Source organism: Flavobacterium sp. ABG, from assembly GCF_001027725.1.
Taxonomy (GTDB): Bacteria; Bacteroidota; Bacteroidia; order Flavobacteriales; family Flavobacteriaceae; genus Flavobacterium; species Flavobacterium cupriresistens.
On record NZ_LEKS01000008.1, the window covers coordinates 22,368 to 48,185 of the forward strand.

The window sequence follows — 25,818 nt, forward strand, 5'->3', positions numbered from 1 at the left end:
AACTCAGCATATTAGAGACTTTAAAAAAATGAAGAAAAAAAGAATTTTATTGAAAATTGGAAGCAATACGCTGACAAAAGAAACCAATCATATTTCGAGAGGAAAAATTGAAGATATTGGAATGCAGATTGCGGCTTTAAACAAAGAGTATGAGTTTGTAATTGTAAGCTCCGGAGCTATTGCAGCAGCGAAACAGTTTGTAAAACTCGAAAGTAAAGGCAAAGAAATTATTGTAAAACAAGCTCTGGCTTCGATTGGACAGCCTCATTTAATGCGGATTTTTCATGAGAATTTCAGCGATTTGGGTTTGTTGACTTCGCAATGTCTGCTTTCGTATTCTGATTTTGAGAAGGAACAGTCCAAAGTAAATATTGTCAATACAATAAATGTTTTAGTCGAGAACAATTATATTCCGATTATCAATGAGAATGATACTGTTGCGACAGACGAGATTCAGTTTGGAGATAATGATAAACTGGCCGCTTTGACAGCAGTACTTCTAAATGTTGACATTCTGATTATTGCAACCAATACAAGCGGAATTTATACGAAGGATTCTATTCATAATGAGATTCCGGAAACAATAAAATTAGTAGAAGATTTAAAGCTTTTAGAAAAAGAAATTGGAGAATCAAAGTCCTCACATGGAACGGGAGGGATGCAATCTAAAATTGAAGCAGCCGGAATTGCAAAGGCGGCCAATATCGAAACCTGGATCATTAACGGATTAGAAGATAATTTTATTTTGAAAGCCTTAAAAAATGAAATTCCGTTTACTAAGATAGTTTAGAAATGTTTAACGGTTTAATCGTTAATTTGGGTAATGGATTAAAACGGAAGTATTCAATGCTGTTTTTTAGAATGTATAGATGTTAAATTTGTTTAATTGAGAAATCGGTTAAACAGTTCAACAATTAACCGATTAAATAAAAAAATATGAATTATATTTCAATTCAAGATAGTAGCTCATTATCAAAATGGGTAAGAAGTGCTTTAAAAATTAAAAAAAGCCCGCTTAAAAATCAAAGCTTAGGGAAGAATAAAACGTTAGGAATGTTATTCTTTAATCCGAGTTTAAGAACGCGTTTGAGTACCCAAAAAGCAGCTTTAAATTTGGGAATGAATGTGATGGTAATGAATTTTACCAATGAAGGCTGGACTTTAGAGTTTGAAGATGGAGCCGTAATGAATTCAGGTGCTTCTGAGCATATCAAAGAAGCAGCAGAAGTTGTTTCTCAATATTGTGATATTATTGCGATTCGTGCTTTTGCTGGATTAGAGAGCAAAGAAAAAGACTATTCGGAAACCGTTATTTCAGGTTTTATAAAACATGCAACGGTGCCAATAGTAAATATGGAAAGTGCCGTTCGTCACCCCTTGCAATCTCTAGCAGACGCCATTACGATGGAAGAGTACAAAACCGAGCATAAACCTAAAGTAGTACTATCCTGGGCACCACACCCTAAAGCTTTACCACAAGCAGTGGCCAATTCATTTGTAGAAATGATGCAATTGCAAAAGGAAATGGATTTTGTAATTACACATCCGGAAGGTTATGAATTAAGCCCCGAAATTACAAAAGACTGCACAATTGAATACGACCAAAATAAGGCTTTCGAAAATGCTGATTTTGTCTACGTAAAAAACTGGAGTAATTTTAACGATTACGGAAAAGTGACCAACATAGATCCATCCTGGACTGTTACAACTGAAAAAATGGCATTGACCAACAACGGAAAATTCATGCATTGTCTTCCGGTACGTCGTAATGTAATTGTAAGTGATGAAGTAATAGATAGTGAAAATTCAATCGTAATTCAACAAGCTAATAATAGAACGTACGCAGCACAGTTGGTATTGCAGAAGATATTGAAGAAATTGTAATTTTAAAGTTGCTAAGGTTCTAAGTGTCTAAGATACTAAGAGCTTAGTGACTCAGAACCTTAGCTCCTTAGAAACTAAAAATGAAAAAAGTTACCGTAATAAAAATAGGTGGAAACATAATTGATAACCCAACCGAGTTAGAACAATTTTTGACTGATTTTTCTAAAATTGAAGGATACAAGGTAGTTGTTCACGGAGGCGGAAAATCAGCTACAAAAATGGCACAAAGTATCGGTTTAGTCCCTCAAATGATTGAAGGGCGTCGCATCACTGATGCTCCGATGCTCGATGTTGCAGTTATGATTTATGCCGGACAGATTAATAAATATATTGTAGCACAATTACAGGCAAAAGACAACAATGCAATCGGTTTTTCAGGCGCTGACGGAAATTTAATTCAGTCCGAAAAACGAAATCATCCAACAATTGATTATGGTTTTGTGGGCGATGTGAAACAGGTAAATACAACATTGTTGGCTACACTATTGCAAATTGGAATCGTACCGGTTTTTTGTGCTATTACGCACGATAAAAAGGGTCAATTACTAAATACAAATGCCGATACAATTGCAAGTGAATTAGCTATTGCCTTAGCTGAAGTTTTCGATGTAACACTTACGTATTGTTTCGAAAAACAAGGAGTATTGTCAGATTCTGAAGATGATACGTCTGTAATTACAGAAATAGATGAAGCTTTATATGCAAAGCTAAAAGCAGAAGAAGTAATCCATTCCGGAATGATTCCTAAATTGGATAATTGTTTTAATAGTTTATCAAGAGGTGTTCAAAAAATTAAAATTGGACATCACAGCATGTTGCAGAGCCCGGATGTTCTGCACACCACGATTATATTGTAAAGAAAAAGTTGCGAAGTTTCTTAGAAACTAAGATTTTTGCATCTTATAACTTCAGAACCATAGTACCTCAGTACCTAAACAAAAATGAAAAATATAGAAACGCTGACCCAAGAAGCCATTGTTTTATTGAAAAACCTGATTGAAACCCCTTCCTTTTCAAGTGAAGAAGATCAAACCGCTCTTTTAATTGAAAATTGGTTCAATCAAAATGAAATCCCTTTTAAGAGAGAAAACAACAATGTGTGGGCTTTCAATAAAAATTTTGATAAAAATAAACCAACACTTTTATTAAACTCTCATCACGATACCGTAAAACCGAATCAAGCGTACACCAACGATCCGTTTAAAGCGATTGAAAAAGACGGTAAATTATTCGGATTAGGAAGCAATGATGCCGGAGGTTGTCTGGTTTCTTTACTGGCGACTTTTGTGCATTTTTATGCTGTCGAAAATTTATCACACAATATTGTAATTGTCGCTTCTGCAGAAGAAGAGAGTAGCGGTAAAAATGGCTTAAACAGTGTTTTAAAACATTTACCGGAATTGGACTGTGCGATTGTTGGTGAACCTACTTTAATGCAGTTGGCCGTTGCTGAAAAAGGCTTATTGGTCCTGGATGTTAAAGTAAAAGGTACCGCAAGTCACGCTGCACATCAGAATGATGATAATGCGATCTATAAATCAATTCCGGTAATGGAGTGGTTTAAAAACTATAAATTCGACAAGATATCTGAGGTTTTAGGTCCTGTAAAAATGACCGTAACCCAGATTAGTGCCGGAAAACAGCATAATGTGGTGCCATCAGAATGTGATTTGGTAGTAGATATTCGTGTAACCGACTGTTATTCGAATACCGAAATCCTTGACGTTGTTAAAGCAAATGTAAACGCCGAAGTTACACCAAGATCCATGCATTTAAACGCTTCGTCTATTCCGGTAACACATGGTTTAGTTCAGGCAGGAATCGCCTTAGGAAGAACGACCTACGGTTCGCCAACCCTTTCAGACCAGTCGGTTTTAAGTTGTCAATCGTTAAAATTAGGTCCTGGCGAAACCCTGCGGTCACATTCAGCCGATGAATTTATTTTTATCAATGAAATTGTAGAAGGAGTCGATTTGTATATTAAAATACTAAGTGATTTTTTTAGATTGTAAAAATACTAAGTAAGACAAGAGACTATCCTGAACAAAATCGGAAGATAATTTTGATCTAGTTTAGAAAAATAACGTGGAGACATTGAGTGTTTTATCATCAAGGAACTTTTAGTAAATAAAGAATAATTATGCAAAAGCCTATTTTATTATATCAAACAGCAGACACCAATATAAATGTTGAAGTGACTTATATTGATGAGAATTTTTGGTTGACGCAAAAAGCTATTGCTGAATTATTTACTGTTGATGTTAGGACTGTTAATGAGCATCTTCAAAATATATTTAATTCGGAAGAGTTAGAAAAAATCGCAACTAACCGGAAAATCCGGATTGTTCAAAAAGAAGGAAATCGTCAGGTAAGTCGTGAGATTGATTTTTATAATCTAGACGCTATAATTGCTGTCGGTTACCGTGTCAATTCAAAACAAGCAACTCAGTTCCGAATTTGGGCGACCAAAACTTTAAAAGAGTTTATTATAAAAGGTTTTGTATTGAATGATGAAATGTTGAAAAACGGTTCATCATTTGGTAAAGACTATTTTGAAGAATTACTAGGGAAAATAAGAGAAATAAGATCTTCCGAAAGAAGATTTTATCAAAAGATAACAGACATTTATGCGCTTTCTGCGGATTATGAAAAAGGCGCATCAGAAACCAGAGCTTTTTTCGCATCCGTACAGAATAAATTGCATTGGGCAATCTCAGGAAAAACGGCTGCTGAGATTATTTATACAGAGGCAGATGCGGCAAAATTGCATATGGGGTTGTCTACGTGGAAAGATGCTCCCGATGGGAAAATTCAAAAAGCAGATGTTGTAATTGCTAAAAATTATTTAAGTGAAAATCACATTCAGGAATTGAACAGAATCGTGTCGGCTTATTTAGATTTAGCAGAAAATAATGCGAAAAGACAGTTGTTGATGAAAATGGAAGATTGGAGTACTTTTTTAAATAATTTTCTTCAGCTGTCTAATTATCCGATTTTATTAGACAATGGTAAAATCTCGTTATTGGAAGCAAAAATAAAAGCAGAATCTGAATTTGATAAATTTAGAATAATTCAGGATCGGGATTATATTTCTGATTTTGACAGAGAAGTTTTAAAAATAAAGAAGTCAAATAAGTAAGCAAACATAAACCTAACAGGTTTTTAAAATCGGTTAGGTTTTCTTAAAAATATATAGTCTATGAAACTTTGGGAAAAAGGAATACCAACCGACAAACAAATTGAGCAATTTACGGTTGGAAATGATAGAGAACTGGATTTGGTTCTTGCCAAATATGATGCATTAGGTTCTATCGCACATGCCAAAATGCTTGGGCAAATCGGATTGCTAACTTCAGAAGAAACAACTTCTTTGGTGGATGCCTTAAGTGAAATTATAGCTGATATCGCAAAAGGGAATTTCGTGATTGAAGATAGTTTTGAAGACGTTCATTCCAAAATAGAATACCTGCTAACCGTAAAATTGGGCGATGCAGGAAAAAAAATTCACACCGCACGTTCTCGTAACGATCAGGTTTTGGTTGATGTGCATTTGTATTTAAAGGACGAAGTAAAAGCCTTAAAAGAACAGGTGAAAACACTTTTCGATTTGTTGATGGAATCTGCAGAGAAACATCAAAATGTATTATTACCCGGTTATACACACTTGCAAATTGCAATGCCTTCTTCTTTTGGGATGTGGTTTTCCGCTTACGCGGAAAGCTTGATCGACGATATAACGATGTTGAATGCTGCCGGAAAAATTGTCGACCAAAACCCGTTAGGCTCTGCGGCAGGTTATGGAAGTTCATTTCCAATTAACCGAACCTTTACAACACAGGAATTGGGCTTTGAAACGTTAAAATTCAATGCCGTTGCAGCACAAATGAGCCGTGGAAAAGCAGAGAAAACAGTAGCTTTTGCAATGAGCAGTGTAGCGGCAACATTATCGAAGTTTGCGATGGATGTTTGTTTGTACATGAGTCAGAATTTTGATTTTATTGGTTTGCCGTCCCATCTTACAACAGGTTCGAGTATTATGCCGCACAAGAAAAATCCGGATGTATTTGAATTAATAAGAGGGAAATGCAATAAAATTCAAGCGTTGCCATACGAAATTACTTTGATCACAAACAATCTTCCAAGCGGTTATCACAGAGATTTGCAATTGCTAAAAGAAGGCTTGTTCCCTGCACTTCAAAACTTAAAAGCCTGTCTGGATATCGCGATTTTCTCTATAAAAGATATTACCGTAAAAGACCATATTTTAGAAGATAAAAAATACGATTATTTGTTTACGGTTGATACTTTAAACGAAATGGTTGTAGCCGGAATGCCTTTCAGAGATGCTTACAAAGCAGTTGCAGAACAATTGGAGGCCGGAACCTACAAATCTCCAAAAGAAACCAAACACACACACGAAGGAAGTATCAATAATTTGTGCTTAGAAGCTATAAAAGCGAAAATGAAAGCCGCTTATTAAAGTCTCGGTTTGATACTGTTCAGAATACAGGAAAGGCTATTGATTTATTTCGATAGCCTTTTTTTTATTGGTTTTGTCTGGATTAATAAAATAATGGAAGATGAATTAATTAAATACTGATGTAGAAGAACACGTTTTGCATGATAAATATAGATTAAGATTTTGCAATTTTGAATTGAATCACGTTGTGTAAACATCTTACGAAAATGAGATAAAGTGTTAGAATTTAAAATTGCTATTATTACAAATAAATCTATCATTTCTATAGAGGAAATGTTAATAATTTATTTTTTTATGTTTTATAAATGTAAAATACTCGTTTTCTACTAGTTGAGTTGATGGTTGAAAAAGTCAAAAAGATTTTGTTAAAATAACTTTATAATTGGGGCGCTTTACCTGTATATTCGTGCAAAATTTTAAAAATTATTACAATGTTAAACATGACCAAAAAGATTGCTTTTGTACTATTATTTATTTCCGGAGCTGTTTTCACCGGATGCTCAAGTGACGAGAAAGAAAACGAAAATGTAGTTGTTGATACTGCTACATTAAAAACGTTTAAGGATGTAACTTTTTCTTTAGATACTGAAGAAGGTTTTGACGCAGGACGTTTCTTCTCTACTGAAACAGGGAAATCATACAAAAAAGCACAGATTGATGCAGCTACGTTACCGAAAATTGATATTGCTTTTTACGGAGGAAGTTTTTCTTTAAATTTCTTTACAACTCCTAACGATGCAGAATATGGTATCGCTAAAGCAACTACTACTGATTTTATTAATTATGTAACTACTCAATATACAGTAGATCAATTTAATAAATTAGAAAAAGGAGAAGACTTAAATGGTTTAACTATTGTTAATGATAAAGAATCGTTTCCAGATAGTAAATTGCCTCTTGTTGTTTTATTTAAAAATGCAGCAGGTAAAAAAGGAGTTATCTATGTGAAATCAGTTCACAGAGTTGGTTCTAACCCTAGAATTGTTGCGGATATTAAAATCCAAAAATAATTTAGTGTAAAAACTAAATTGAAGAAAAGCGCTATGGTTTCATAGCGCTTTTTTTGTAAAACCTTTTCTCTGCGACAGAAAGTTCGTCATAAATACATACATTTGGTAATCAGTTATTTTAAATTATACGTATGACGCAATTAGAAGAACAAGCAACTCAGCAACTTTTCGAGAAAAACTTTATTACGGAAGAACAACACAACCAGATAAAAGAGTACCGTAGTTTGGGTATTTTTTCGTTGCATGCTGAATTAAAAGTATTTTTATATATATCAGTTTTGCTTTTTACATCCGGAATCGGAATCCTGATTTATAAAAATATTGATACTATTGGCCATATTGCGATTTTGACACTATTGTTGATTGCTATTGGTGTTTGTTTCTATTTTTGTTTTAAAAATTCAAAAGGATTCCAAAAATCCGAAACAAGTTTTGAAAACCCTGTTTTGGAATATTTGGTGCTCGCAGCCAATATACTGACGTGTATTTTTATTGGTTATTTGCAATTTCAATACAAACCTTTCGGTACCTATTATGGTTTGGCGACGCTGGTTCCCACAATTGTAAGTTTCTTTTGTGCCTATTATTTTGATAATAGAAGTGTTCTGACTATTGCCATTACAGGTTTGGCAGCTTATGTAGGGTTTTCTGTAACGCCGCAGGATTTGCTTACAAGCGATTTTTATTCCCATCAAGGGTTAAGTTATTCTGCCATTGTATTAGGAGGTTTATTGATTTTATGGACGATTTATAGCTCCAGAATTCAATTAAAAACACATTTTAATTTGATCTATCTAACTTTTGCTTTGCATATGATTAGTATCGCTTTAATCAGTAATCTATTGGATGTTTTTGATTGGATTTGGTTCATATTTGCCTTTGTACTTGGCGCATCTTGTTTTTATTTTTATAAAGTAAGTCATGAGGTTAAAGCGATTTCATTGTTTGTTTTTACGATTATCTATGCTTATATCGGAATCAATATAGTATTGTTCCGTTTTTTAGAACATATTGATTTTTCGGAGATTTGGGAAATATTTGTTTTAGCTATCCCGGCCTATTTCATTGGATCAATAGTTTTGTTCATTAAATTAATTAAAAACTTCAATAAAGAAATTGCGCTATGATTGTACTGGACAAAAATAAATTAGACAATTCGGCTTTAACAGAAGAGGCAGAGGCATTAAAAAATGCAGGTTTTATTGGTAAAGAACAGCTCAATTTTATAGAAAAAGAACTTCCTATACTCAACAGTCACAAAAATATTCTGGTACGTATCGGTTTCTTTTTATTGGGATCGTTTTTATATGCGTCGTTATGCGGAGCAGTTTCGCTTTTTGGACTTTCAGGTATAGACAGCTATTGGAAAGTTCTTCCGTTTGTTTTTGTTGCAATAGGTTTTGTAGGATCGGAACTTTTAGCCAAACAAGGCTATCATAATCACGGACTCGATGATGCCTTTATTTTAGGAACTCTTTTAAATACAGGTCTCGCAATTGGGGTTTTAAGTGAAGGGGAAAATGTACTATCGATTACAATTGCTGTTACTGTAGTTTCATTTATACTGTATTTACGTTATTTGCATCTATTGTCAGTATTGGTTTTTTACTTGGCATTAACAGTAACATTGGGATATGCAATATTTGAATTTCTGGAATTCGGACAGGCTATTTTACCTTTTTTTATGCTATTGTATGGTGCAGGAACGTATTATTTTTGCAGAAAATTGCTTAAAGATTTAAGTGAACCCTTTTATTACTCGGGAATTGTTTTAATAAAGAGTATCAGCTTGATTCTTTTTTATCTTTCCGGAAATTATATGGTGGTAAGGGAGCTATCTGGAATGCTCTCAGGAATTTATTATGATGTAAGCCCCGAAATACCGTTAGCATTTTTCTTTTGGATTTTTACATTCGCTGTTCCTGTTCTTTATTTGTTTTTCGCTTTAAAGAATAAAGACAGAATTATGCTGTGGATCAGTTTTATCGCCATTGCTTTTTCTTTTTACAGCTTTCGATTTTATCACTCGGTTTTACCAGTAGAGGTAGCGCTGACACTTGGAGGATTGCTTTTATTCGCAATAGCATTTTTCTCCATAAAGAAATTAAAAACTAAAGAAACAGGATTGACTTTTAAACCCGACAGGATTTCCAATTCAAACGACTTTTTAAATGCAGAAGCCTTGATTATTGCTTCAACATTTGGAATGAAACCGGAAGTAAAACCAGCTGATTCGCCAATGGAATTTGGAGGAGGTGGCTTTAGTGGCGGGGGATCTGAGGGGAGTTTCTGATTTAGGTGAAATGTTTTTTGTGAAACATGAAACGTGAAACATGAAACATGAAACGTGAAACATGAAACATGAAATGTTTTCCAATAGATAATATAAAAAACAAAACCCTGAATTAGAGGAATTCAGGGTTTTGTTTTTGTCATTTCGAAGAATGAGAAATCACACTAGAAATTCACGCACAGTTTGCGGAATATTGGATGTGATTTCTCATTCTTCGAAATGACAATCCATAAGGTCTTTTTCGTGTTTTACGTTTCACAAAAAGCATTTCACAAGAAAATTACACTTTCGTTTTCAAAGCCTCAGCATCAATATCGCTGTGAGAAACATTATAAACCGCTTTTCCGTTTTTAATCAATAACAATTGAGGAGATTCATGGTGTACATTAAATTTGTTGGCAATTTCATTAGATACATCACGATGTTCGATTAAATCCAGGAAAAAGGCATCAACCGTTTCGTTTAAATCGTATTCTTTTTCAAATTGTTTTAAAGCCATTCTACTAATACTGCATCTCGTACTGTGCTTAAAAATTACGATAGGCTTAACATTTGAAATGTTAGCAATATCATCCAACTGTGTTAAATTTGTAAGAGGAATCCAGTTTATATTGCTTTTTTGTGAATCCGAATGGTCAGAATTTCCGAAGATAGAATTTAAAAAACCCATGTTTTGACTGTTTTTATGACTTTTTGACATTTAGTTCAAGCAAAACCTTGATTTTTAATGACTTTTTGTCGCTGTTTTTATTGTGGAATATAATTTGAATATTGAATTGCAAAGTTACTTATTACAAATATAAATCAATCATAAATCATACAAATATGAACATAAATAAGTTTACGACTAAATCTCAGGAAGCCATTCAGTTGTCGCAGCAGCTGGCTCAAAGATATGGTCAACAACAAATAGAAAACGAACACATTTTTAAGGCTATTTTTGAAGTGGATGAAAATGTGGCGCCTTTTATATTGAAAAAACTCAATGTAAATGTGCCTTTGTTTTTACAAATTTTAGATTCAACATTACAAAGCTTTCCAAAAGTTTCGGGAGGCAATATTATGCTTTCGCGAGACGCAAATAAAGCATTGAATGAAGCAGAAATTATTGCACAAAAAATGGACGATGAATATGTTTCAATCGAGCATTTAATTTTGGCAATTTTTGATTCAAAAAGCAAAGTAGCACAGATTTTAAAAGATCAGGGTGTTACCGGAAAAGCTTTGAAAGCTACAATAGCGGAGCTTAGAAAAGGAGAAAGAGTAACTTCGGCTTCTGCTGAGGAAACCTATAATTCATTAAATAAATACGCTAAAAATCTGAATGAGTTAGCACGTACGGGAAAATTGGATCCTGTTATCGGGCGTGACGAAGAAATCCGACGTGTGTTGCAGATTTTAACCCGTAGAACTAAAAACAATCCTATGTTAGTGGGAGAACCAGGTGTTGGTAAAACGGCTATTGCTGAAGGTTTGGCGCACCGAATTGTGGATGGTGATGTACCTGAAAATCTAAAAGATAAAGTTGTTTTCTCTTTAGATATGGGAGCATTGATCGCCGGAGCCAAGTACAAAGGTGAATTTGAGGAAAGACTAAAATCGGTAGTAAAAGAAGTGACAGCCGCAGAAGGTGATATCGTTTTATTTATCGATGAAATTCACACACTTGTTGGCGCAGGTGGAGGTGAAGGTGCTATGGATGCGGCTAATATCTTAAAACCGGCTTTGGCCCGTGGAGAGTTAAGGGCGATCGGAGCCACAACTTTAGATGAATATCAGAAATATTTTGAAAAAGACAAAGCGTTGGAACGTCGTTTCCAGAAGATTTTAATTGACGAACCGGATACAGAGAGTGCTATTTCTATTTTGCGTGGAATTAAAGAAAAATACGAAACACATCATAAAGTTCAGATTAAAGATGAAGCTATTATTGCAGCGGTAGAACTATCACAACGTTATATCACAAATCGATTTTTACCGGACAAAGCCATTGATTTAATGGATGAGGCTGCGTCGAAATTGCGTATGGAAATCAATTCAAAACCAGAAGAATTAGATGTTTTGGATCGAAAAATTATGCAACTGGAAATTGAAATCGAAGCCATCAAGCGTGAAAAAGAAGAAAGTAAGCTTAAAATTTTAGGAATGGATCTGGCCAACCTAAAAGAAGAGCGAAATGAAATCTATACCAAATGGAAGTCTGAAAAAGATGTCGTTGACGGTGTTCAGGCTGTGAAATTAGAAATAGAAGATTTTAAACATGACGCGGAACGTGCAGAACGTGAAGGGGATTATGGAAAAGTAGCTGAAATTCGTTACGGAAAAATCAAAGAAGCTCAAGAGCGTCTGGACGTTTTACTAAAACAATTGCAGGAATACCAATCCGGTAATTCCTTAATAAAAGAAGAAGTTACCCGTGAAGATATTGCTGAAGTCGTAGCAAAATGGACAGGTATTCCGGTGATGAAAATGCTTCAGACAGAAAGAGAAAAACTTTTGCATTTGGAGGATGAATTGCACAAACGCGTTGTAGGTCAGGAAGAAGCGATTGAAGCAGTAAGTGATGCTGTTCGCAGAAGCCGTGCCGGATTGCAGGATATGAAAAAACCGGTTGGTACATTTTTGTTCTTAGGGACAACGGGTGTTGGTAAGACGGAGTTGGCAAAAGCTTTGGCAGAATACCTTTTTGATGATGAAAATGCCATGACCCGTATTGATATGAGTGAATATCAGGAACGTCATAGCGTGAGTCGATTGGTTGGTGCGCCTCCGGGCTATGTTGGTTACGATGAAGGGGGACAATTAACAGAAGCTGTTCGTAGAAAACCTTATTCTGTAATTCTACTGGATGAGATCGAAAAAGCCCATCCGGATACGTTTAATATTTTATTGCAGGTTTTAGATGAAGGCCGTTTGACGGATAATAAAGGTCGTCTGGCTGATTTTAAAAATACAATTATCATCATGACCTCCAATATGGGAAGTCAGATTATTCAGGAGAAATTTGATAATTTGAAAGGGGGTATTGAAGCTGCAACTGAAGCTGCAAAAGTGGAAGTTTTGGCTTTATTGAAACAAACCGTTCGTCCTGAATTTATAAATCGTATCGATGAAATCGTGTTGTTTACGCCTTTAACTATCGAAAATATTTCGAGAATTGTAAGCTTGCAACTTAAGAGTGTTACCAAAATGCTGGCGTTACAAGGCATCACTATGGATGCTACGCCGGAAGCGATTGCTTATCTGTCAGACAAAGGGTATGATACACAATTTGGAGCAAGACCGGTAAAACGAGTTATTCAGAGAGAAGTGTTAAATCAATTGTCGAAAGAAATTCTGGCTAACAATATAACGACCGATAGTATCATTTTGATTGATGCTTTCGATGGAAAATTGGTTTTTAGAAACCAAACTCATAAAGTCGATTAATTCTTTTAGTTAATTATTAATTGGGAAGACACCAGTCGCAAGACTGGTGTTTTTTTGTTTAAATAAATTGGAGAAACCGTAAATAATGAAACTTTATTGTAGGGTAGTATAACAGTATGTATTGTTTAATTTCTGAAATTTACTAAGAACATAAAACAATAAGATCATGAACAATATATTCAGAGGGTTAATTGCGGGTTATGGAGCTAAAAAATTAGGATGCGGGTGTTTTAGCACGGTATTTATTTTCATCATTCTATGGTTGCTTCTAGGGCAATGCAGTTAATTTTTTAGCAAAAGATTCGATAAAAAAGTAGTAGATTCGCAGAGGTAAAAAAACAAATAACGTAGCTTCTATGAGGTTTTGTAAACCAATGAATTACGTAATTCTTAAAATAAATAAATTAATAAATGGCATCAGGTTTTTTCGTACTATTAGATGATATCGCAGCAATCATGGATGATGTTGCAGTAATGAGCAAGGTTGCAGCAAAAAAAACAGCAGGTATTTTGGGGGATGATTTAGCAGTTAATGCTGAAAAAGCTTCAGGGTTTGCCTCTTCAAGAGAACTTCCTGTTTTATGGGCAATCAGTAAAGGATCACTACTTAATAAAATTATTATTTTGCCAATCGCATTCTTGTTGAGTGCTTTTTTTCCTATTGCCATTATTGTGATTTTAGTACTTGGAGGACTTTTCCTGGCATATGAAGGTGCTGAGAAAATATACGAGTTCTTTTTTCCTCACCAACACGCTTCGGAAGGAATTACAGAAGAAACCTTTACAGAAGAAGAAATTTTAGCACTTGAAAAAGACAAAATAAAGTCCGCTATTGTAACCGATTTTATTCTTTCGGTAGAGATTGTAATCATTGCATTGGGAACTGTAATTGGTCAGCCGATTTCATCACAGATTGCAGTAGTTTCAATAATTGCATTGATTGCTACTATTGGTGTTTATGGTATCGTTGCTATAATTGTCAGAATGGATGAAGTAGGTTTTAAAATGATCCAACACAGTAAAAAAGAAAAAAGTATATTAAAAACGATCGGTAATTTATTGGTTCAGGCACTTCCAAAAGTGATTAAGGCTTTAACTGTGATCGGAACAATTGCTTTGATTCTGGTAGCCGGAGGTTTATTCGTTCACAATATTGAGTTTTTCCATCATTTACTACCTCAATTTCCTTCGATTTTGAAAGAGTTTATTGTAGGACTTGTAGTTGGATTTATAGTTTTAGCGATTGTGAATCTTCTGAAAAAACTTTTTGGAAAGAAAGCGCATTAATAGAAACATTGTATTTTTTCAAATAAATAGAACATCAGTTGCAAAGCTGGTGTTTTTTTTATGTTTTTATTTTGAAGTTAATCCCTTTGTTTATAGGTGTTTGGTGTTTTGTTTTAATATTTTAACATTTAATCTAAGCAACCTTATTATTTATTCGCCCTCTTCATATTAAAATAACAAATAAATATTTTATATGAAAAATTTTAGATTTAAATCAGGTTTAGTAGCTTTGTTCTTGTTAATTGGATTATCTTCATGTAGTAATGATGATGATAAGAAAGAAGCAACACCAGATCCGGTAGTTGTTGTAACTAAAAATGCTTTTGCAACTAAATTGGAAGGTCCGGCAACTGGAAAAGTGAATGCAGAACTTAGCTATGACGTAACATTTATGCCAGAGACTGCTTGTGGAGAATTTAATAAATTTACAGAAGCTACAATTGGTACCGACAAAGGGTTACAAGTTGAAGTAAAATATGCATCTCCTGTGTGTGTACAAATAGTTCCGGATGCTAAGAAGGCAGTGTATAAATTTAAATCTGCTGCAAAAGGAACTTTTAAAATTAAATTCAAAAAATCAGAAACTGAATTTATTGTACATGAAGTGGTAATTGATTAATACGCTTTTGGTAATTAGTAAAAATAGCTTGCCCTTAAATTTCATTCATTTAAACATCAATCTTAGGATTGGTGTTTTTTTTGTTTTAGAAGTAATGAAGTACGAAAAAGAGAATCAAATCCAAAATTTGTAGAATAGTAGAAAATTAGATGCTAAAATTTAGTCTGTTAAAAAAAATATACGCCACGTTTGTCCTTTCGACGAAGGAGAAATCTCCGCGAGAAACTCCGTAAAAACGAGCTCAGCAAACAAAGATTTATATTTCGTCGAAATTTTCATTTTACAGATCAATTTCAATCAGATGAAATTCAGCCTGAATTTAGGAGGATTATAGTTCGCGACTATAAGATTCTCTATAAAGAAGAAGAGGGGATTGTTTATATTGTCAAAATTTTTTCAACGAAAAAAAATCCAAGCAAAGAATTGTAAAAGGAGTTCCTATGGGCGTACTGTGTGGACACAAGTATAAAAATAACACGAATTTCACGAATTTGCTCAAATTTTAATAAGATAACCTAGGTTTATGAAATTAATTTCGGAAACAAATTAGTGGCAATTCGTGAAATTCGTGTTCAAGTTTATTATATAGTTGTGTCCAAACGGTAGTCCTATGAGCTCTTTTTTTATAGTAGTTACTAATTGAGATCTGTTTGCCATTCCTTCAAAAATTACTATTTTTGCACTCTAAATTTTATGTCATGCCGAAAAGAAAATATAAAATAGCCGTTATTCAGTTAAACCTGAACGATGTTGCCGAGAATAATCTTAAAAAATGCATCAGCTGGGTAAAAGACGCAGCCAATAAAGGTGCTGAAGTTATATTACTGCCTGAATTATATAGCAGTCATTATTTTTGCCAAAGCGAAGATGTTGATAATTTTGCATTAGCAGAACCGCTTTACAGTACTTCATTTATTGCTTTTAGCGCATTAGCGAAAGAGTTGGGAGTTGTTATTATTGTTCCTTTCTTCGAAAAAAGAATGGCTGGAATCTATCATAACAGTGCTTATATTATTGATACTGATGGAACAGAAGCTGGTTTGTATCGTAAAATGCACATTCCGGATGATCCTCATTTTTATGAGAAATTTTATTTTACTCCGGGAGATTTAGGTTTTCAGGCTATTCAAACTAAAAAAGGAAAAGTTGGAACACTGATTTGTTGGGATCAATGGTATCCGGAAGCAGCTCGTATTACAGCTTTGAAAGGGGCAGAAGTATTGTTTTACCCAACAGCAATCGGTTGGCATCCAAAAGAAAAAGAGCAATATGGAGAGAATCAATATGGGGCGTGGATGAACGTAATGAAAGGTCATGCTGTTGCAAACGGCGTTTTCGTTGCTGCCGCAAACAGAATTGGTTTAGAACAATATATTGATGGTACTGACGGAATTCAATTTTGGGGAGCTTCTTTTATAGCGGGACCTCAGGGAGAAATTTTGGCACAGGCATCACACGATCAGGAAGAAATTCTAATTGCCGAAGTTGATTTGGATTTACAGGAAAATGTACGTCAGAACTGGCCATTTTTCAGAGACAGAAGAATTGATGCTTTTGGAGATATTACAAAAAGAGCAATTGATTAATTCAATTTTTTAGATAAAAAGAAGCCGTTTCAAATACTTGAAACGGCTTCTTTTATTTATTGTTGAATGCTAGAATTTACTTCAAACTTGGCTGGAAAATTTTAATAGTTCCGTCACCTTCACTGCTTACTACAACTAAACTTCTTTTTGTCGGACTTTTTGACGCCGGAATAAAAAGAATTCCTTCAGGAGCATCACCCGTTTTTACAGTCTGTAAATATTGTGGTGAAGTCGGATTGGTTACATCATAAGTCATAAAGGCATCTGATCTTTCTAATCCTACAAAAAGTATGTTTTGAGTGCCTATTTTAGCCACTACTACTGCTTCCGGTTCTGAACCTTTATCATCACTACGTTTGTCATCATAAGTACCTAGTTCGTTGGTCTTTTTGTCCACATCATTTTTGCTGTCGTAAACAATTTTTCCGGTATTTCCGTTCCAGATCGAGAAAGAACGCGCACCAAAACTAACCATTTCGTCCAGATCACCATCACCGTCCGTATCGCCCATGTCAGCGACAAGATTTAGTCTTCCTAAATTGGTTTCCAGTTTCAAAGTAGCAGCATCAGGAAAAACGGTTGCGTCCAGTTTCATGTCTTTCATTCTTTTGATGTCGCTGTACGCTGCATATTCTCTGGCATCACCTTCATTAGCAGTAACAAAATAAGGTACATTGTTTGAAGAGAAATGGCTAATAGCATCCGGCATAAACATCCCCTTTACTTTCCAAGGATTAAAAGCAATTTTATCATCTTTATCACTTACGTCAATTGCATTTTCGGCAGTATTGTAATTTTTCAAACCTAAAGGATAAATTGCGGTAATGTTTTTAGAGACTAAATCCACTTTTGCAACACCGTTGTTTTCTTGAAGCGTTACCCAAGCCGTTTTAGAATCATCAGAGATAGTTACATATTCAGGTTCGATATCTTGTGCAAAAGATTTAGCGAAGGTTGAAATTCTGAAACCGTCTTTTTTCAAGGCTGCGGCCTGACTGCTAAACGAACTGAAATCTAAAGTAGTAACCGCATAATTGTTTGTTACTTCGATAATCGAAATCGTTCCGTTTGGATCTTGAGAATAATCTGTATTCGGTTCCCCTTCATTAGCGGTCATTATATATTTTCCATCCGGAGAAAACGTAATCATATCCGGTAAAGCACCAACGGTAATTTGTTTAATCAGGCTGTAGTCGGCTGTATTAAAGATAACCACTTTTCCATTTCCTTGTTTGTTGATTGTAGATTCTAAAGCAACAGCTAATTTTCCGTCAAAAACAGCAACACTGTTGGAGGCACCTTGATAAGGAGTTAAGTCAATTTTGCCAATTTTGGTTGGTTTTGTAGGGTCTGATATGTCAATTACATCAATTTGATTCGTTCCGCTATTGTTAACTGTAAAAAGTCTTTTTGTTTTTTCATCATAAGCTGAAATTTCTGCTGCACCTTCGCCACCTATAGTAATGCTTCCGATTTCTTTGAAGGTTCCGGGATCTTCGTTTACAACAGCTTCGGGTTTTTCATTGTTTGAGTTTTCGTCATTATTACAGCTTGCCATTAGAAACAAAGCGGTTAATAAAGAGATACTTAGTTTTTTCATTGTGTTTGTTTTTAGTTTTTTCAAATGTAAATAGCAGAAGCTGGCTTTGTATTAAGGCTGTATTATTTAATCTTTAACTTAATTTTAGGAATTGTTTTGGACTGATTTTGATTTGATTTTCGCTCAGTTGTTTTATAATCCTTATGAATCATTATCTTTGTACTCTTTCAAATTTAGAAATGCTTTATGTCAACAAATAATAGAAGATTCCCAGCAGAATGGGAAAAACAGCAGGGAATTGTATTGTGTTTTCCGCATAATGGCAATGACTGGCCAGGGAAATACGAAGCCATTCAATGGGCTTTTGTAGAATTTATAAAAAAAGTAGCCACTTTTGAAACTGTTTTTTTGGTTGTAGCCGATGAAAAGTTAAAAGAGAAAGTAGCCGGAATGTTAGAAGACGCAAGAGTGAATATGGGTAATATTTCTTTTATCATTCATAAAACCAACAGAAGCTGGATGCGCGATTCAGGGCCGATTATTGTAAAAAACGGTTCAAAAAGAGAAGCGCTGAATTTTAATTTTAATGGTTGGGCAAAATATAAAAATCATCAGTTAGATAAACATGTTCCTTCTAAAGTAGCTGATTTTATTGAGGTGCCGGTAACGCAGGTAATGTATAAAGGTAAACCGGTAATTGTAGAGGGTGGTGCTATTGATGTAAATGGAAGAGGAACTTTATTGACTTCTGAGGAATGTCTGATGCACCAGTCAATTCAGGTTAGAAATCCCGGATTTACCAAAGAAGATTACGAAGCTGTTTTTAAAGAATATCTGGGTGTTACCAACGTAATCTGGTTAGGAGACGGAATAGAAGGAGATGATACGCACGGACACATTGATGATTTATGTCGATTTGTAAATGAAGACACAATTGTTACTATTGTTGAAACCGATAAAACCGATTCTAATTACAAGGCTTTGCAGGATAATTTAAAACGTTTACAAAATGCGAAGTTAGAAAACGGAAAATCTCCAGTAATTGTAGCTTTGCCAATGCCAAAACGTGTTGATTTTGGGGATTTAAGATTACCGGCGAGTTATGCTAATTTCTTGATTTTGAATAATTGTGTCTTGGTTCCAACTTTTAATGATAGCAACGATCGTGTGGCTCTGAATATTCTATCGGAGTGTTTCCCTGATCGTGAAGTGATCGGAATTAGCTGTATCGATTTTATTTGGGGATTTGGAACGCTGCACTGTTTAAGTCAGCAGATTCCGGCTTAAATAAGTCTTTTAAAATAGAGTGCCGTAAGTTGGCATTTGGTAAAAAGTATCCGTACACAGCTGTACGGATATTTTTTTTTGCTTTTATTTATTCAAATGGATAAGTAATTACTTGGTATGATGTATTTTTATTTGTAAAATATTGAATTTCAGTGTTGTATTGATTTGTGAAAAATGTTTTAGATAGTAGATTTGTTTTAACTTTGAAGTTAAATTCTAAAGACAATTATTTCATTGCTATTGTTTTTAGGACAAAAAAAGTCCCTAATCTAAATATACTTAAAGATGAAAAAAACAGTATTTTTCTTTTTTGTTCTTATTTCTTGTGGTGTTTTTTCGCAGCAACACGATCATGGTGCGCAGGACGAGCCTTCAACACACGGCATGGCTATCTTTGGAAGAAATAAAATTTATGCGTACCATTTACCAATGTTTCGATCTCCGCATGATTATCAGATTGTTCTGGAATTGGTTTTTGATGAAAGAATTAGACAGCAATTTATAAGGGATCAACAGGAACATCCTGAACATGCTACTTACACAATTGAACCGGAAAAGTTTATTCTACCGGAAATGATTGCAAATCCTCGTCCGTTTAGAGCAAGTATTTACAGAGGGCATTTTGAACGCGGAGGCATTAAAATTGCCGAATCGGTTGCGGTAAGAATTCAGGAGGTTATTTATTTTAAGAAGTTGAGTCCAAATACGATTAAGCCAAAAACTACAGATTTTATTTTGTTTGGTAATAATAGGGAGCAGTTTGCCGTTCATAGTATTGCGAAAGCTCCGGATTTCGATCAAATTCTGCAAATAAAAACAGGAGAACGGTTAGATACGTATAAAATTTTCACTTTTGATGAAACGGTTAATGCGCCCATTGGTGTTAGCGGAAACACGATTGAAGTTAATTTTGATGGTAGAAAACTTAAAGTTGATTTGTTAAGGCAGCTTTATTTGGAGTTTGAGGATTTAAAAAACTGATAATGTTTATTTACAGCTCACATTAAAATCGATGAAAATAGAGAATATACAAAAGGTACTTACTTTTTTAGAAGACAATTATCATCGGCAAATCGAACCTGAAGAATTAGAAGCAGTTTCGAATTATTCTTATAGAAACATACAGCGTATTTTTAGTGCGATACTATTGGAAACAATAGGTAATTTTTGTACCCGGTTAAAGCTGGAAAACGCTTATAAACAGTTGATTTATACCAATAATACCATTGTAGCTATTGCGTATGATGTTGGGTATAGCAACAATCAGTCTTTTGCGAAAGCATTTAAAAATAAATTTGAAATTACGCCTTTACAAGCCCGCCAGAACAGAAAACCTCTTTTTGAGGAATATATAAAAGGGAAAGAAAATGACCTTTCGTTTATTGATTTTGAATACGAGTACAAAGAGAAAATACAAGTTTATTCTAAAACGCTTATCAGTAATAATTACAATAATGTAGCGATAAATGAGCTTTGGGATGCGATTATTGAAGAGAATAAAACGATCCCACCTTACAATTGTTTTGGCGTGATTGTGGACCAGCCTATAATTTCGGATAAAGAGAAATCAAGGTATGAGGCCTGTATTGGCAACTGTGTTAGTCCAAAATTATATCTTTCGAAAGCTATTTTTGGAGGGTGGTATGCGAAGTATATTCATCTTGGTGATTTTGATAAAATTGAAGAAACCTACCGAAAAATATATTACCGATGGCTTTATGAGAGTGACTATGAATTGGGAACTTCTCCTATTATAGAACAATACATTGATGATGAAAAATCACCAGACCAACTAAGAACAGCAATATACGTTCCCGTAAAACGAAAGTTGTCAAAATAAGACAATCTTGATACTCAGACATATTCTAGTTTTGCCTATCTAAAAAAATATACATCATGATTAAATTTCAATTCTTAATTTTATTTACCTCGATGGCTGCTCCAATCTTTAATTCTTGTGCCGGCGACGAAGGTACTGCAGAGGTAATCGGTAAACCTGATCCTACACAAATAGTGTATAAAATGCCCGAAGAATCAGAACCACATGAAGGGACGTGGTTGCAATGGCCACATCAATACCAACACGGTGTTACCTACAGAAACGAACTGGACGAAACTTGGGTAGCAATGACAAAAGCGCTACAATCTACCGAAAAAGTGCATATCATTGCTTACAATACCGCTGAACAAACGAGAATTACTAATTTATTAAAAGCAGCAAACGTTTCTTTAACTAATGTTGATTTTAAAATTCATCGCACAGACGATGTTTGGGTTAGAGATAACGGACCAATTTACGTACGTGACGCTCAGGGAAAACTAGTGATCGAAGACTGGGGGTTTAATGGCTGGGGAGGCAAATACGATTCAGCGAATTGTGATGCAATACCTAGTGCGATCGGAGCTGACACCGGAGTAACCGTATTGAACTTAAATAATGTAATGGTAAACGAAGGGGGTTCGGTAGAATTAGACGGTCATGGAGTATTAATGGCAACTAAAAGTTCTATAATCAGTCAAAAACCTAGAAATTCGGTTAGAAATAAAGGAATGAGTCAAGCTCAGGCGGAATCAAATTTCACGAAATACCTTGGAGCTACAAAATTCATTTGGCTTGAAGGAGGTTTTAGCGAAGAGGATGTTACAGATATGCATATCGATGGGATCATGAAATTTGCAGCTGGTAACAAAATGATCACAATGAGTAATTCTGATTTATCAGGTTGGGGACTTATAGATTCGGATATTGCGATTTTAAATGCAGCCTCAAACACCAAAAACGAAGTGTATACAAAAGTAATTTTGCCACTTACACAGAAAAATGTAGTTACAAAAACAGGGAAAGCACTTGGTTACAAAGGGAATTATATTAATTTCTATATTGCAAATGGTAAAGTTTTGGTTCCAAATTACAACGATCCAAATGATAGTGTTGCAAATAAAATTATAGCAGGCCTATATCCGGGAAGAGAAGTTGTCGGTATAGATGTCAGAAACTTATATGCAAATGGCGGAATGGTACATTGTGTTACCCAACAGCAACCTAAGCAATAGCATTATTAAATTTTAAAATGTAAAAAACTTGTTAGTGAAGACTAGCAAGTTTTTTTATGTCTTCAAATTAATATAATTCGTTTTGCGGTGTGGTTGATCTCTCGCAGAGTCGCGAAGACGCAAAGTTTTTAAGATTTTTTCACGCAGATTTTGCAGATTTTTATTCCTTGCTTTCCGCGAAAATCCGCTAAATCCGCAAAATCTGCGTGCTATTTTATTTAAGTATATCCAGAAGACTAACAAGTTTTTTTTATCGTCAAATTAATATAATTCATTTCGCAGCGTGATTGATTTCTCGCAAAGTCGCAGAATCGCAAAGTTTTAAGATTTTTTTTCACGCAGATTTCACAGATTTTTGATCATTGCTTTCCGCGAAAACCCGTTAAATCCGCAAAATCTGCGTGCTATTTTATTTAAGTATATCCAGTCCTTTCAACAAAACACAAATTAGCTTCGATTAAACCTTACTTACACGTTTTTCCCTATTTTGTAGGGTATAGAGCTTAACGTAATAAAGTAAAAACTTTGCGTCTTTGCGACTTTGCGAGAGAAACAACGTAAACAAAAAAAAACTTGTTAGTGAAATACTAACAAGTTTTTTTATATTATTCAGGCAATTCATTTGCTCTTCATTGTCTCACAAAAGGAGGTAATAATTGGCTGGCAACTTCACCAAAACCAATACGAACTTCATTAGTCTCGCAGAAACCTCTGATGATTACGGTATCATTATCTTCGATAAATTTACGTTCGCTTCCATCCTTTAATTTTAATGGATTTTTTCCTCCCCAGGTTAGTTCTAACATCGAACCAAAGCTGTCCGGTGTTGGTCCTGAGATAGTTCCTGAACCCATCATATCGCCAGAATTTACACGACATCCATTAGAAGTATGGTGTGCTAATTGCTGACACATTGACCAGTATAAATATTTAAAATTTGATTTAGAAACAACCGTTTCTTCCTGATCTAAAGGCTGAATAGAAACTTCTAAATGAATATCGAAAGCTTTTTTTCCTTTCGTTTGTAAATAAGGAAGCGGAGCCGGATCTTGTTTAGGTCCTTTTGTTCTAAAAGGCTCTAATGCATCCATAGTTACGATCCAAGGCGAAATAGAAGTCGCGAAGTTTTTTGCAAGGAAAGGCCCAAGTGGCACATATTCCCATTTCTGAATATCACGTGCACTCCAGTCGTTTAGTAAAACCATTCCGAAAATATAATCTTCGGCTTCGTAAGTTGGGATATTTTCGCCCATTACGTTTACGTCTGTGGTAATAAAAGCAGTTTCCAATTCAAAATCAACTAATCGGGAAGCACCAAAAACGGGTGTTTTTTCTCCATTAGGTAATGTTTGTCCCATTGGTCTGTGAACCGGAATTCCAGACGGAACAATCGTAGAACTTCTTCCATGATAGCCTACCGGAATGTGTAACCAGTTTGGTAATAAAGCATTTTCGGGATCACGGAACATTTTCCCTACGTTTGTAGCGTGTTCTTTACTCGAGTAAAAATCTGTATAATCACCAATTAAAACCGGTAATTGCATTTCAACATCGTCGATCTTGAAAATAACGATATCACGATCTTTTGTCGAATCTCTAAGTTGTGGGTTGGTTGCATCAAAAATATCTGCGATGCGGTTGCGGACCAGGCGCCATGTTTTTTTTCCGTCAGAAATAAAATCATTTAGCGTGTCCTGCATAAACATATCATCAGTTAAATCTATTCCGGAGAAATAGTTTAATTGTTGTAAAGCTCCTAGATCTATAGCGTAATCGCCAATTCTGGTTCCTACTGTAACGACATTTTCTTTGGTAAGAAATACACCGAAAGGAATATTCTGAATAGGGAAGTCGCTATTTTCAGGCACTTCTAACCATGATTTTCTTTTGGTATCGTTGGCGGTTATCGGCATGTGAATGTTAATTATTTGTTGAAAAATTACTTGTCAAATATATCATAATCTAACTGTATGACAAACGTTTTTTTGTATTTTTGCATCAAATTAACGAAAAACGAAAAAATGCAACGCGACGAACAAATTTTTGACCTTATACTAGAGGAACAGGACAGACAAATTCACGGATTAGAACTTATTGCTTCAGAGAACTTTGTAAGTGATGAAGTAATTGAAGCAGCCGGGTCTGTTTTAACGAATAAATACGCTGAGGGATATCCTGGCAAAAGATACTACGGAGGATGCGAAGTAGTAGACGTAATCGAGCAAATCGCTATTGACAGAGCCAAAGAATTATTTGGTGCTGAATATGCAAACGTACAACCTCACTCAGGTTCTCAAGCAAATACAGCAGTTTACCATGCTTGTTTGAACCCTGGAGACAAGATTTTAGGTTTCGATTTGTCACACGGTGGTCACTTGACTCACGGTTCACCGGTAAACTTTTCAGGACGTTTGTATCGTCCGGTTTTTTATGGTGTAGATGCTGAAACAGGTCGTTTAGATTACGATAAAATTCAGGAAATTGCTACTAAAGAACAACCAAAATTAATCATTGCAGGAGCTTCGGCTTACTCACGTGATATGGATTTTGCACGTTTCAGACAAATCGCAGATAGTGTAGGAGCAATCTTATTTGCTGATATTTCTCACCCTGCAGGTCTTATTGCAAAAGGATTATTAAATGATCCAATTCCACATTGCCATATTGTTTCTACAACAACACATAAAACATTACGCGGACCTCGTGGAGGTTTGATCTTAATGGGGAAAGATTTTGAAAACCCACAAGGTTTAAAAACTCCAAAAGGAGAAATCAGAATGATGTCTTCTTTAATAGATTTAGCTGTTTTCCCAGGAAATCAAGGTGGTCCATTAATGCATATTATTGCTGCTAAAGCTGTTGCTTTTGGAGAAGCTTTAAAAGACGAATTCTTTACTTACGCTATGCAATTGCAAAAAAATGCAAACGCTATGGCGGATGCTTTTGTGAAAAGAGGGTATAACATTATTTCTGGAGGAACTGACAACCATATGATGTTAATTGACTTAAGAAACAAAAACATTTCAGGAAAAGAAGCTGAAAACGCATTAGTAAAAGCAGAAATTACAGTAAATAAAAACATGGTTCCTTTTGATGACAAATCACCATTTGTAACTTCAGGAATTCGTGTTGGAACAGCTGCAATCACAACTCGTGGTTTAGTTGAAGCAGATATGGAAACTATCGTAGCTTTAATTGACAGAGTACTTGTGGATCACACTAACGAAGCAGTGATCGAAGAAGTAGCAAATGAAGTAAATGAAATGATGAGCGAAAGACCAATTTTCGTTTACTAAGAAATAAGTTTCAAGTTTAAAATTTCAAGTTTAAAGTTTTGTGTTGGTTTAAA

The 25,818-nt window shown here is 34.9% G+C and carries 21 protein-coding genes; 18 read left to right on the forward strand and 3 right to left on the reverse strand.

What is annotated here, in order from left to right; translation table 11 throughout:
- Positions 1 to 28: 28 nt before the first annotated feature.
- From proB to AB674_RS10450, 9 genes are all read left to right on the forward strand, one after another.
- Positions 29 to 790: a glutamate 5-kinase gene (proB, locus tag AB674_RS10410; RefSeq protein ID WP_047776369.1), complete on the forward strand. Its 762-nt coding sequence runs from the start codon at positions 29 to 31 to the stop codon at positions 788 to 790.
- Between the two features lie 146 nt (positions 791 to 936).
- Positions 937 to 1,884, forward strand: coding sequence for an N-acetylornithine carbamoyltransferase (locus tag AB674_RS10415; protein WP_047776375.1), 948 nt, complete (start codon positions 937 to 939; stop codon positions 1,882 to 1,884).
- Between the two features lie 80 nt (positions 1,885 to 1,964).
- Positions 1,965 to 2,741 carry an acetylglutamate kinase gene (argB, locus tag AB674_RS10420; RefSeq protein WP_047776377.1) on the forward strand — a complete coding sequence of 259 codons (777 nt, stop codon included), beginning with the start codon at positions 1,965 to 1,967 and terminating at the stop codon, positions 2,739 to 2,741.
- 84 nt (positions 2,742 to 2,825) lie between these two features.
- On the forward strand, positions 2,826 to 3,896 hold the full coding sequence (locus AB674_RS10425) for a M20 family metallo-hydrolase (protein WP_047776378.1): 1,071 nt from the start codon (positions 2,826 to 2,828) through the stop codon (positions 3,894 to 3,896).
- 128 nt (positions 3,897 to 4,024) lie between these two features.
- Positions 4,025 to 5,023: a virulence RhuM family protein gene (locus AB674_RS10430; RefSeq protein WP_047776379.1), complete on the forward strand. Its 999-nt coding sequence runs from the start codon at positions 4,025 to 4,027 to the stop codon at positions 5,021 to 5,023.
- Between the two features lie 60 nt (positions 5,024 to 5,083).
- The gene (gene argH / locus AB674_RS10435; protein WP_047776381.1) at positions 5,084 to 6,364 is read left to right on the forward strand and encodes an argininosuccinate lyase; all 1,281 of its coding nucleotides are present in this window, start codon (positions 5,084 to 5,086) and stop codon (positions 6,362 to 6,364) included.
- A gap of 440 nt (positions 6,365 to 6,804) precedes the next feature.
- Positions 6,805 to 7,374, forward strand: a complete 570-nt coding sequence (locus AB674_RS10440; protein ID WP_047776382.1) for a hypothetical protein — start codon at positions 6,805 to 6,807, stop codon at positions 7,372 to 7,374.
- A gap of 131 nt (positions 7,375 to 7,505) precedes the next feature.
- Positions 7,506 to 8,501, forward strand: coding sequence for a DUF2157 domain-containing protein (locus AB674_RS10445; RefSeq protein ID WP_047776384.1), 996 nt, complete (start codon positions 7,506 to 7,508; stop codon positions 8,499 to 8,501).
- Entirely contained in the window at positions 8,498 to 9,667 is a 1,170-nt protein-coding gene (locus AB674_RS10450) for a hypothetical protein (RefSeq protein WP_047776385.1), read from the forward strand. The genes AB674_RS10445 and AB674_RS10450 overlap by 4 nt, the downstream gene beginning before the upstream one ends.
- Before the next feature lie 280 nt (positions 9,668 to 9,947).
- Here AB674_RS10450 and ytxJ read toward each other — a convergent pair whose 3' ends face one another.
- Positions 9,948 to 10,337, reverse strand: a complete 390-nt coding sequence (gene ytxJ, locus AB674_RS10455) for a bacillithiol system redox-active protein YtxJ (protein ID WP_047776578.1) — start codon at positions 10,335 to 10,337, stop codon at positions 9,948 to 9,950.
- A 155-nt stretch (positions 10,338 to 10,492) separates the two neighbouring features.
- On the opposite strand from ytxJ, the gene clpB reads away from it, so the two are divergent.
- The 4 genes from clpB to AB674_RS10475 all read left to right on the forward strand — a co-directional run bounded on the left by clpB (position 10,493) and on the right by AB674_RS10475 (position 16,588).
- Entirely contained in the window at positions 10,493 to 13,096 is a 2,604-nt protein-coding gene (gene clpB, locus AB674_RS10460; protein ID WP_047776387.1) for an ATP-dependent chaperone ClpB, read from the forward strand.
- A 411-nt stretch (positions 13,097 to 13,507) separates the two neighbouring features.
- Entirely contained in the window at positions 13,508 to 14,383 is an 876-nt protein-coding gene (locus tag AB674_RS10465) for a DUF808 domain-containing protein (protein ID WP_047776389.1), read from the forward strand.
- Between the two features lie 193 nt (positions 14,384 to 14,576).
- Positions 14,577 to 15,002: a hypothetical protein gene (locus AB674_RS10470; protein ID WP_047776390.1), complete on the forward strand. Its 426-nt coding sequence runs from the start codon at positions 14,577 to 14,579 to the stop codon at positions 15,000 to 15,002.
- 698 nt (positions 15,003 to 15,700) lie between these two features.
- Positions 15,701 to 16,588 carry a carbon-nitrogen hydrolase gene (locus AB674_RS10475; RefSeq protein WP_047776391.1) on the forward strand — a complete coding sequence of 296 codons (888 nt, stop codon included), beginning with the start codon at positions 15,701 to 15,703 and terminating at the stop codon, positions 16,586 to 16,588.
- 76 nt (positions 16,589 to 16,664) lie between these two features.
- Here AB674_RS10475 and AB674_RS10480 read toward each other — a convergent pair whose 3' ends face one another.
- Complete coding sequence (locus AB674_RS10480) at positions 16,665 to 18,188, reverse strand: choice-of-anchor I family protein (protein ID WP_047776393.1); 1,524 nt, start codon at positions 18,186 to 18,188, stop codon at positions 16,665 to 16,667.
- Between the two features lie 186 nt (positions 18,189 to 18,374).
- Between AB674_RS10480 and AB674_RS10485 the strand changes: the two genes are divergently transcribed.
- From AB674_RS10485 to AB674_RS10500, 4 genes are all read left to right on the forward strand, one after another.
- Positions 18,375 to 19,415, forward strand: coding sequence for an agmatine/peptidylarginine deiminase (locus AB674_RS10485; RefSeq protein WP_047776398.1), 1,041 nt, complete (start codon positions 18,375 to 18,377; stop codon positions 19,413 to 19,415).
- A gap of 285 nt (positions 19,416 to 19,700) precedes the next feature.
- Positions 19,701 to 20,396 (forward strand): hypothetical protein, encoded by a 696-nt coding sequence (locus AB674_RS10490; protein ID WP_047776400.1) that lies wholly within the window; start codon positions 19,701 to 19,703, stop codon positions 20,394 to 20,396.
- Between the two features lie 31 nt (positions 20,397 to 20,427).
- Positions 20,428 to 21,255, forward strand: a complete 828-nt coding sequence (locus AB674_RS10495) for a GyrI-like domain-containing protein (RefSeq protein WP_047776402.1) — start codon at positions 20,428 to 20,430, stop codon at positions 21,253 to 21,255.
- Between the two features lie 56 nt (positions 21,256 to 21,311).
- Positions 21,312 to 22,469 carry an agmatine/peptidylarginine deiminase gene (locus tag AB674_RS10500; RefSeq protein WP_053004238.1) on the forward strand — a complete coding sequence of 386 codons (1,158 nt, stop codon included), beginning with the start codon at positions 21,312 to 21,314 and terminating at the stop codon, positions 22,467 to 22,469.
- A 629-nt stretch (positions 22,470 to 23,098) separates the two neighbouring features.
- Here AB674_RS10500 and fahA read toward each other — a convergent pair.
- Positions 23,099 to 24,382 carry a fumarylacetoacetase gene (fahA, locus tag AB674_RS10505; protein ID WP_047776404.1) on the reverse strand — a complete coding sequence of 428 codons (1,284 nt, stop codon included), beginning with the start codon at positions 24,380 to 24,382 and terminating at the stop codon, positions 23,099 to 23,101.
- Positions 24,383 to 24,490: 108 nt separating this feature from the next.
- Here fahA and glyA point away from each other — a divergent pair, with 108 nt between their 5' ends.
- Positions 24,491 to 25,765: a serine hydroxymethyltransferase gene (gene glyA, locus AB674_RS10510; RefSeq protein WP_047776584.1), complete on the forward strand. Its 1,275-nt coding sequence runs from the start codon at positions 24,491 to 24,493 to the stop codon at positions 25,763 to 25,765.
- The last annotated feature ends 53 nt before the right edge of the window (positions 25,766 to 25,818 follow it).

Excerpts from the sequence above, each read along its gene's own strand:
- AB674_RS10480 (WP_047776393.1), bottom strand. The coding sequence starts at position 18,188 with ATGAAAAAACTAAGTATCTCTTTATTAACCGCTTTGTTTCTAATGGCA.
- AB674_RS10430 (WP_047776379.1), top strand. The coding sequence starts at position 4,025 with ATGCAAAAGCCTATTTTATTATATCAAACAGCAGACACCAATATAAAT.
- glyA (WP_047776584.1), top strand. The coding sequence starts at position 24,491 with ATGCAACGCGACGAACAAATTTTTGACCTTATACTAGAGGAACAGGAC.
- clpB (WP_047776387.1), top strand. The coding sequence starts at position 10,493 with ATGAACATAAATAAGTTTACGACTAAATCTCAGGAAGCCATTCAGTTG.
- AB674_RS10450 (WP_047776385.1), top strand. The coding sequence starts at position 8,498 with ATGATTGTACTGGACAAAAATAAATTAGACAATTCGGCTTTAACAGAA.
- fahA (WP_047776404.1), bottom strand. The coding sequence starts at position 24,382 with ATGCCGATAACCGCCAACGATACCAAAAGAAAATCATGGTTAGAAGTG.
- AB674_RS10465 (WP_047776389.1), top strand. The coding sequence starts at position 13,508 with ATGGCATCAGGTTTTTTCGTACTATTAGATGATATCGCAGCAATCATG.
- AB674_RS10425 (WP_047776378.1), top strand. The coding sequence starts at position 2,826 with ATGAAAAATATAGAAACGCTGACCCAAGAAGCCATTGTTTTATTGAAA.
- AB674_RS10445 (WP_047776384.1), top strand. The coding sequence starts at position 7,506 with ATGACGCAATTAGAAGAACAAGCAACTCAGCAACTTTTCGAGAAAAAC.
- AB674_RS10470 (WP_047776390.1), top strand. The coding sequence starts at position 14,577 with ATGAAAAATTTTAGATTTAAATCAGGTTTAGTAGCTTTGTTCTTGTTA.
- ytxJ (WP_047776578.1), bottom strand. The coding sequence starts at position 10,337 with ATGGGTTTTTTAAATTCTATCTTCGGAAATTCTGACCATTCGGATTCA.
- AB674_RS10490 (WP_047776400.1), top strand. The coding sequence starts at position 19,701 with ATGAAAAAAACAGTATTTTTCTTTTTTGTTCTTATTTCTTGTGGTGTT.
- AB674_RS10485 (WP_047776398.1), top strand. The coding sequence starts at position 18,375 with ATGTCAACAAATAATAGAAGATTCCCAGCAGAATGGGAAAAACAGCAG.
- proB (WP_047776369.1), top strand. The coding sequence starts at position 29 with ATGAAGAAAAAAAGAATTTTATTGAAAATTGGAAGCAATACGCTGACA.
- AB674_RS10475 (WP_047776391.1), top strand. The coding sequence starts at position 15,701 with ATGCCGAAAAGAAAATATAAAATAGCCGTTATTCAGTTAAACCTGAAC.
- AB674_RS10440 (WP_047776382.1), top strand. The coding sequence starts at position 6,805 with ATGACCAAAAAGATTGCTTTTGTACTATTATTTATTTCCGGAGCTGTT.
- AB674_RS10500 (WP_053004238.1), top strand. The coding sequence starts at position 21,312 with ATGATTAAATTTCAATTCTTAATTTTATTTACCTCGATGGCTGCTCCA.
- argH (WP_047776381.1), top strand. The coding sequence starts at position 5,084 with ATGAAACTTTGGGAAAAAGGAATACCAACCGACAAACAAATTGAGCAA.
- AB674_RS10415 (WP_047776375.1), top strand. The coding sequence starts at position 937 with ATGAATTATATTTCAATTCAAGATAGTAGCTCATTATCAAAATGGGTA.
- argB (WP_047776377.1), top strand. The coding sequence starts at position 1,965 with ATGAAAAAAGTTACCGTAATAAAAATAGGTGGAAACATAATTGATAAC.
- AB674_RS10495 (WP_047776402.1), top strand. The coding sequence starts at position 20,428 with ATGAAAATAGAGAATATACAAAAGGTACTTACTTTTTTAGAAGACAAT.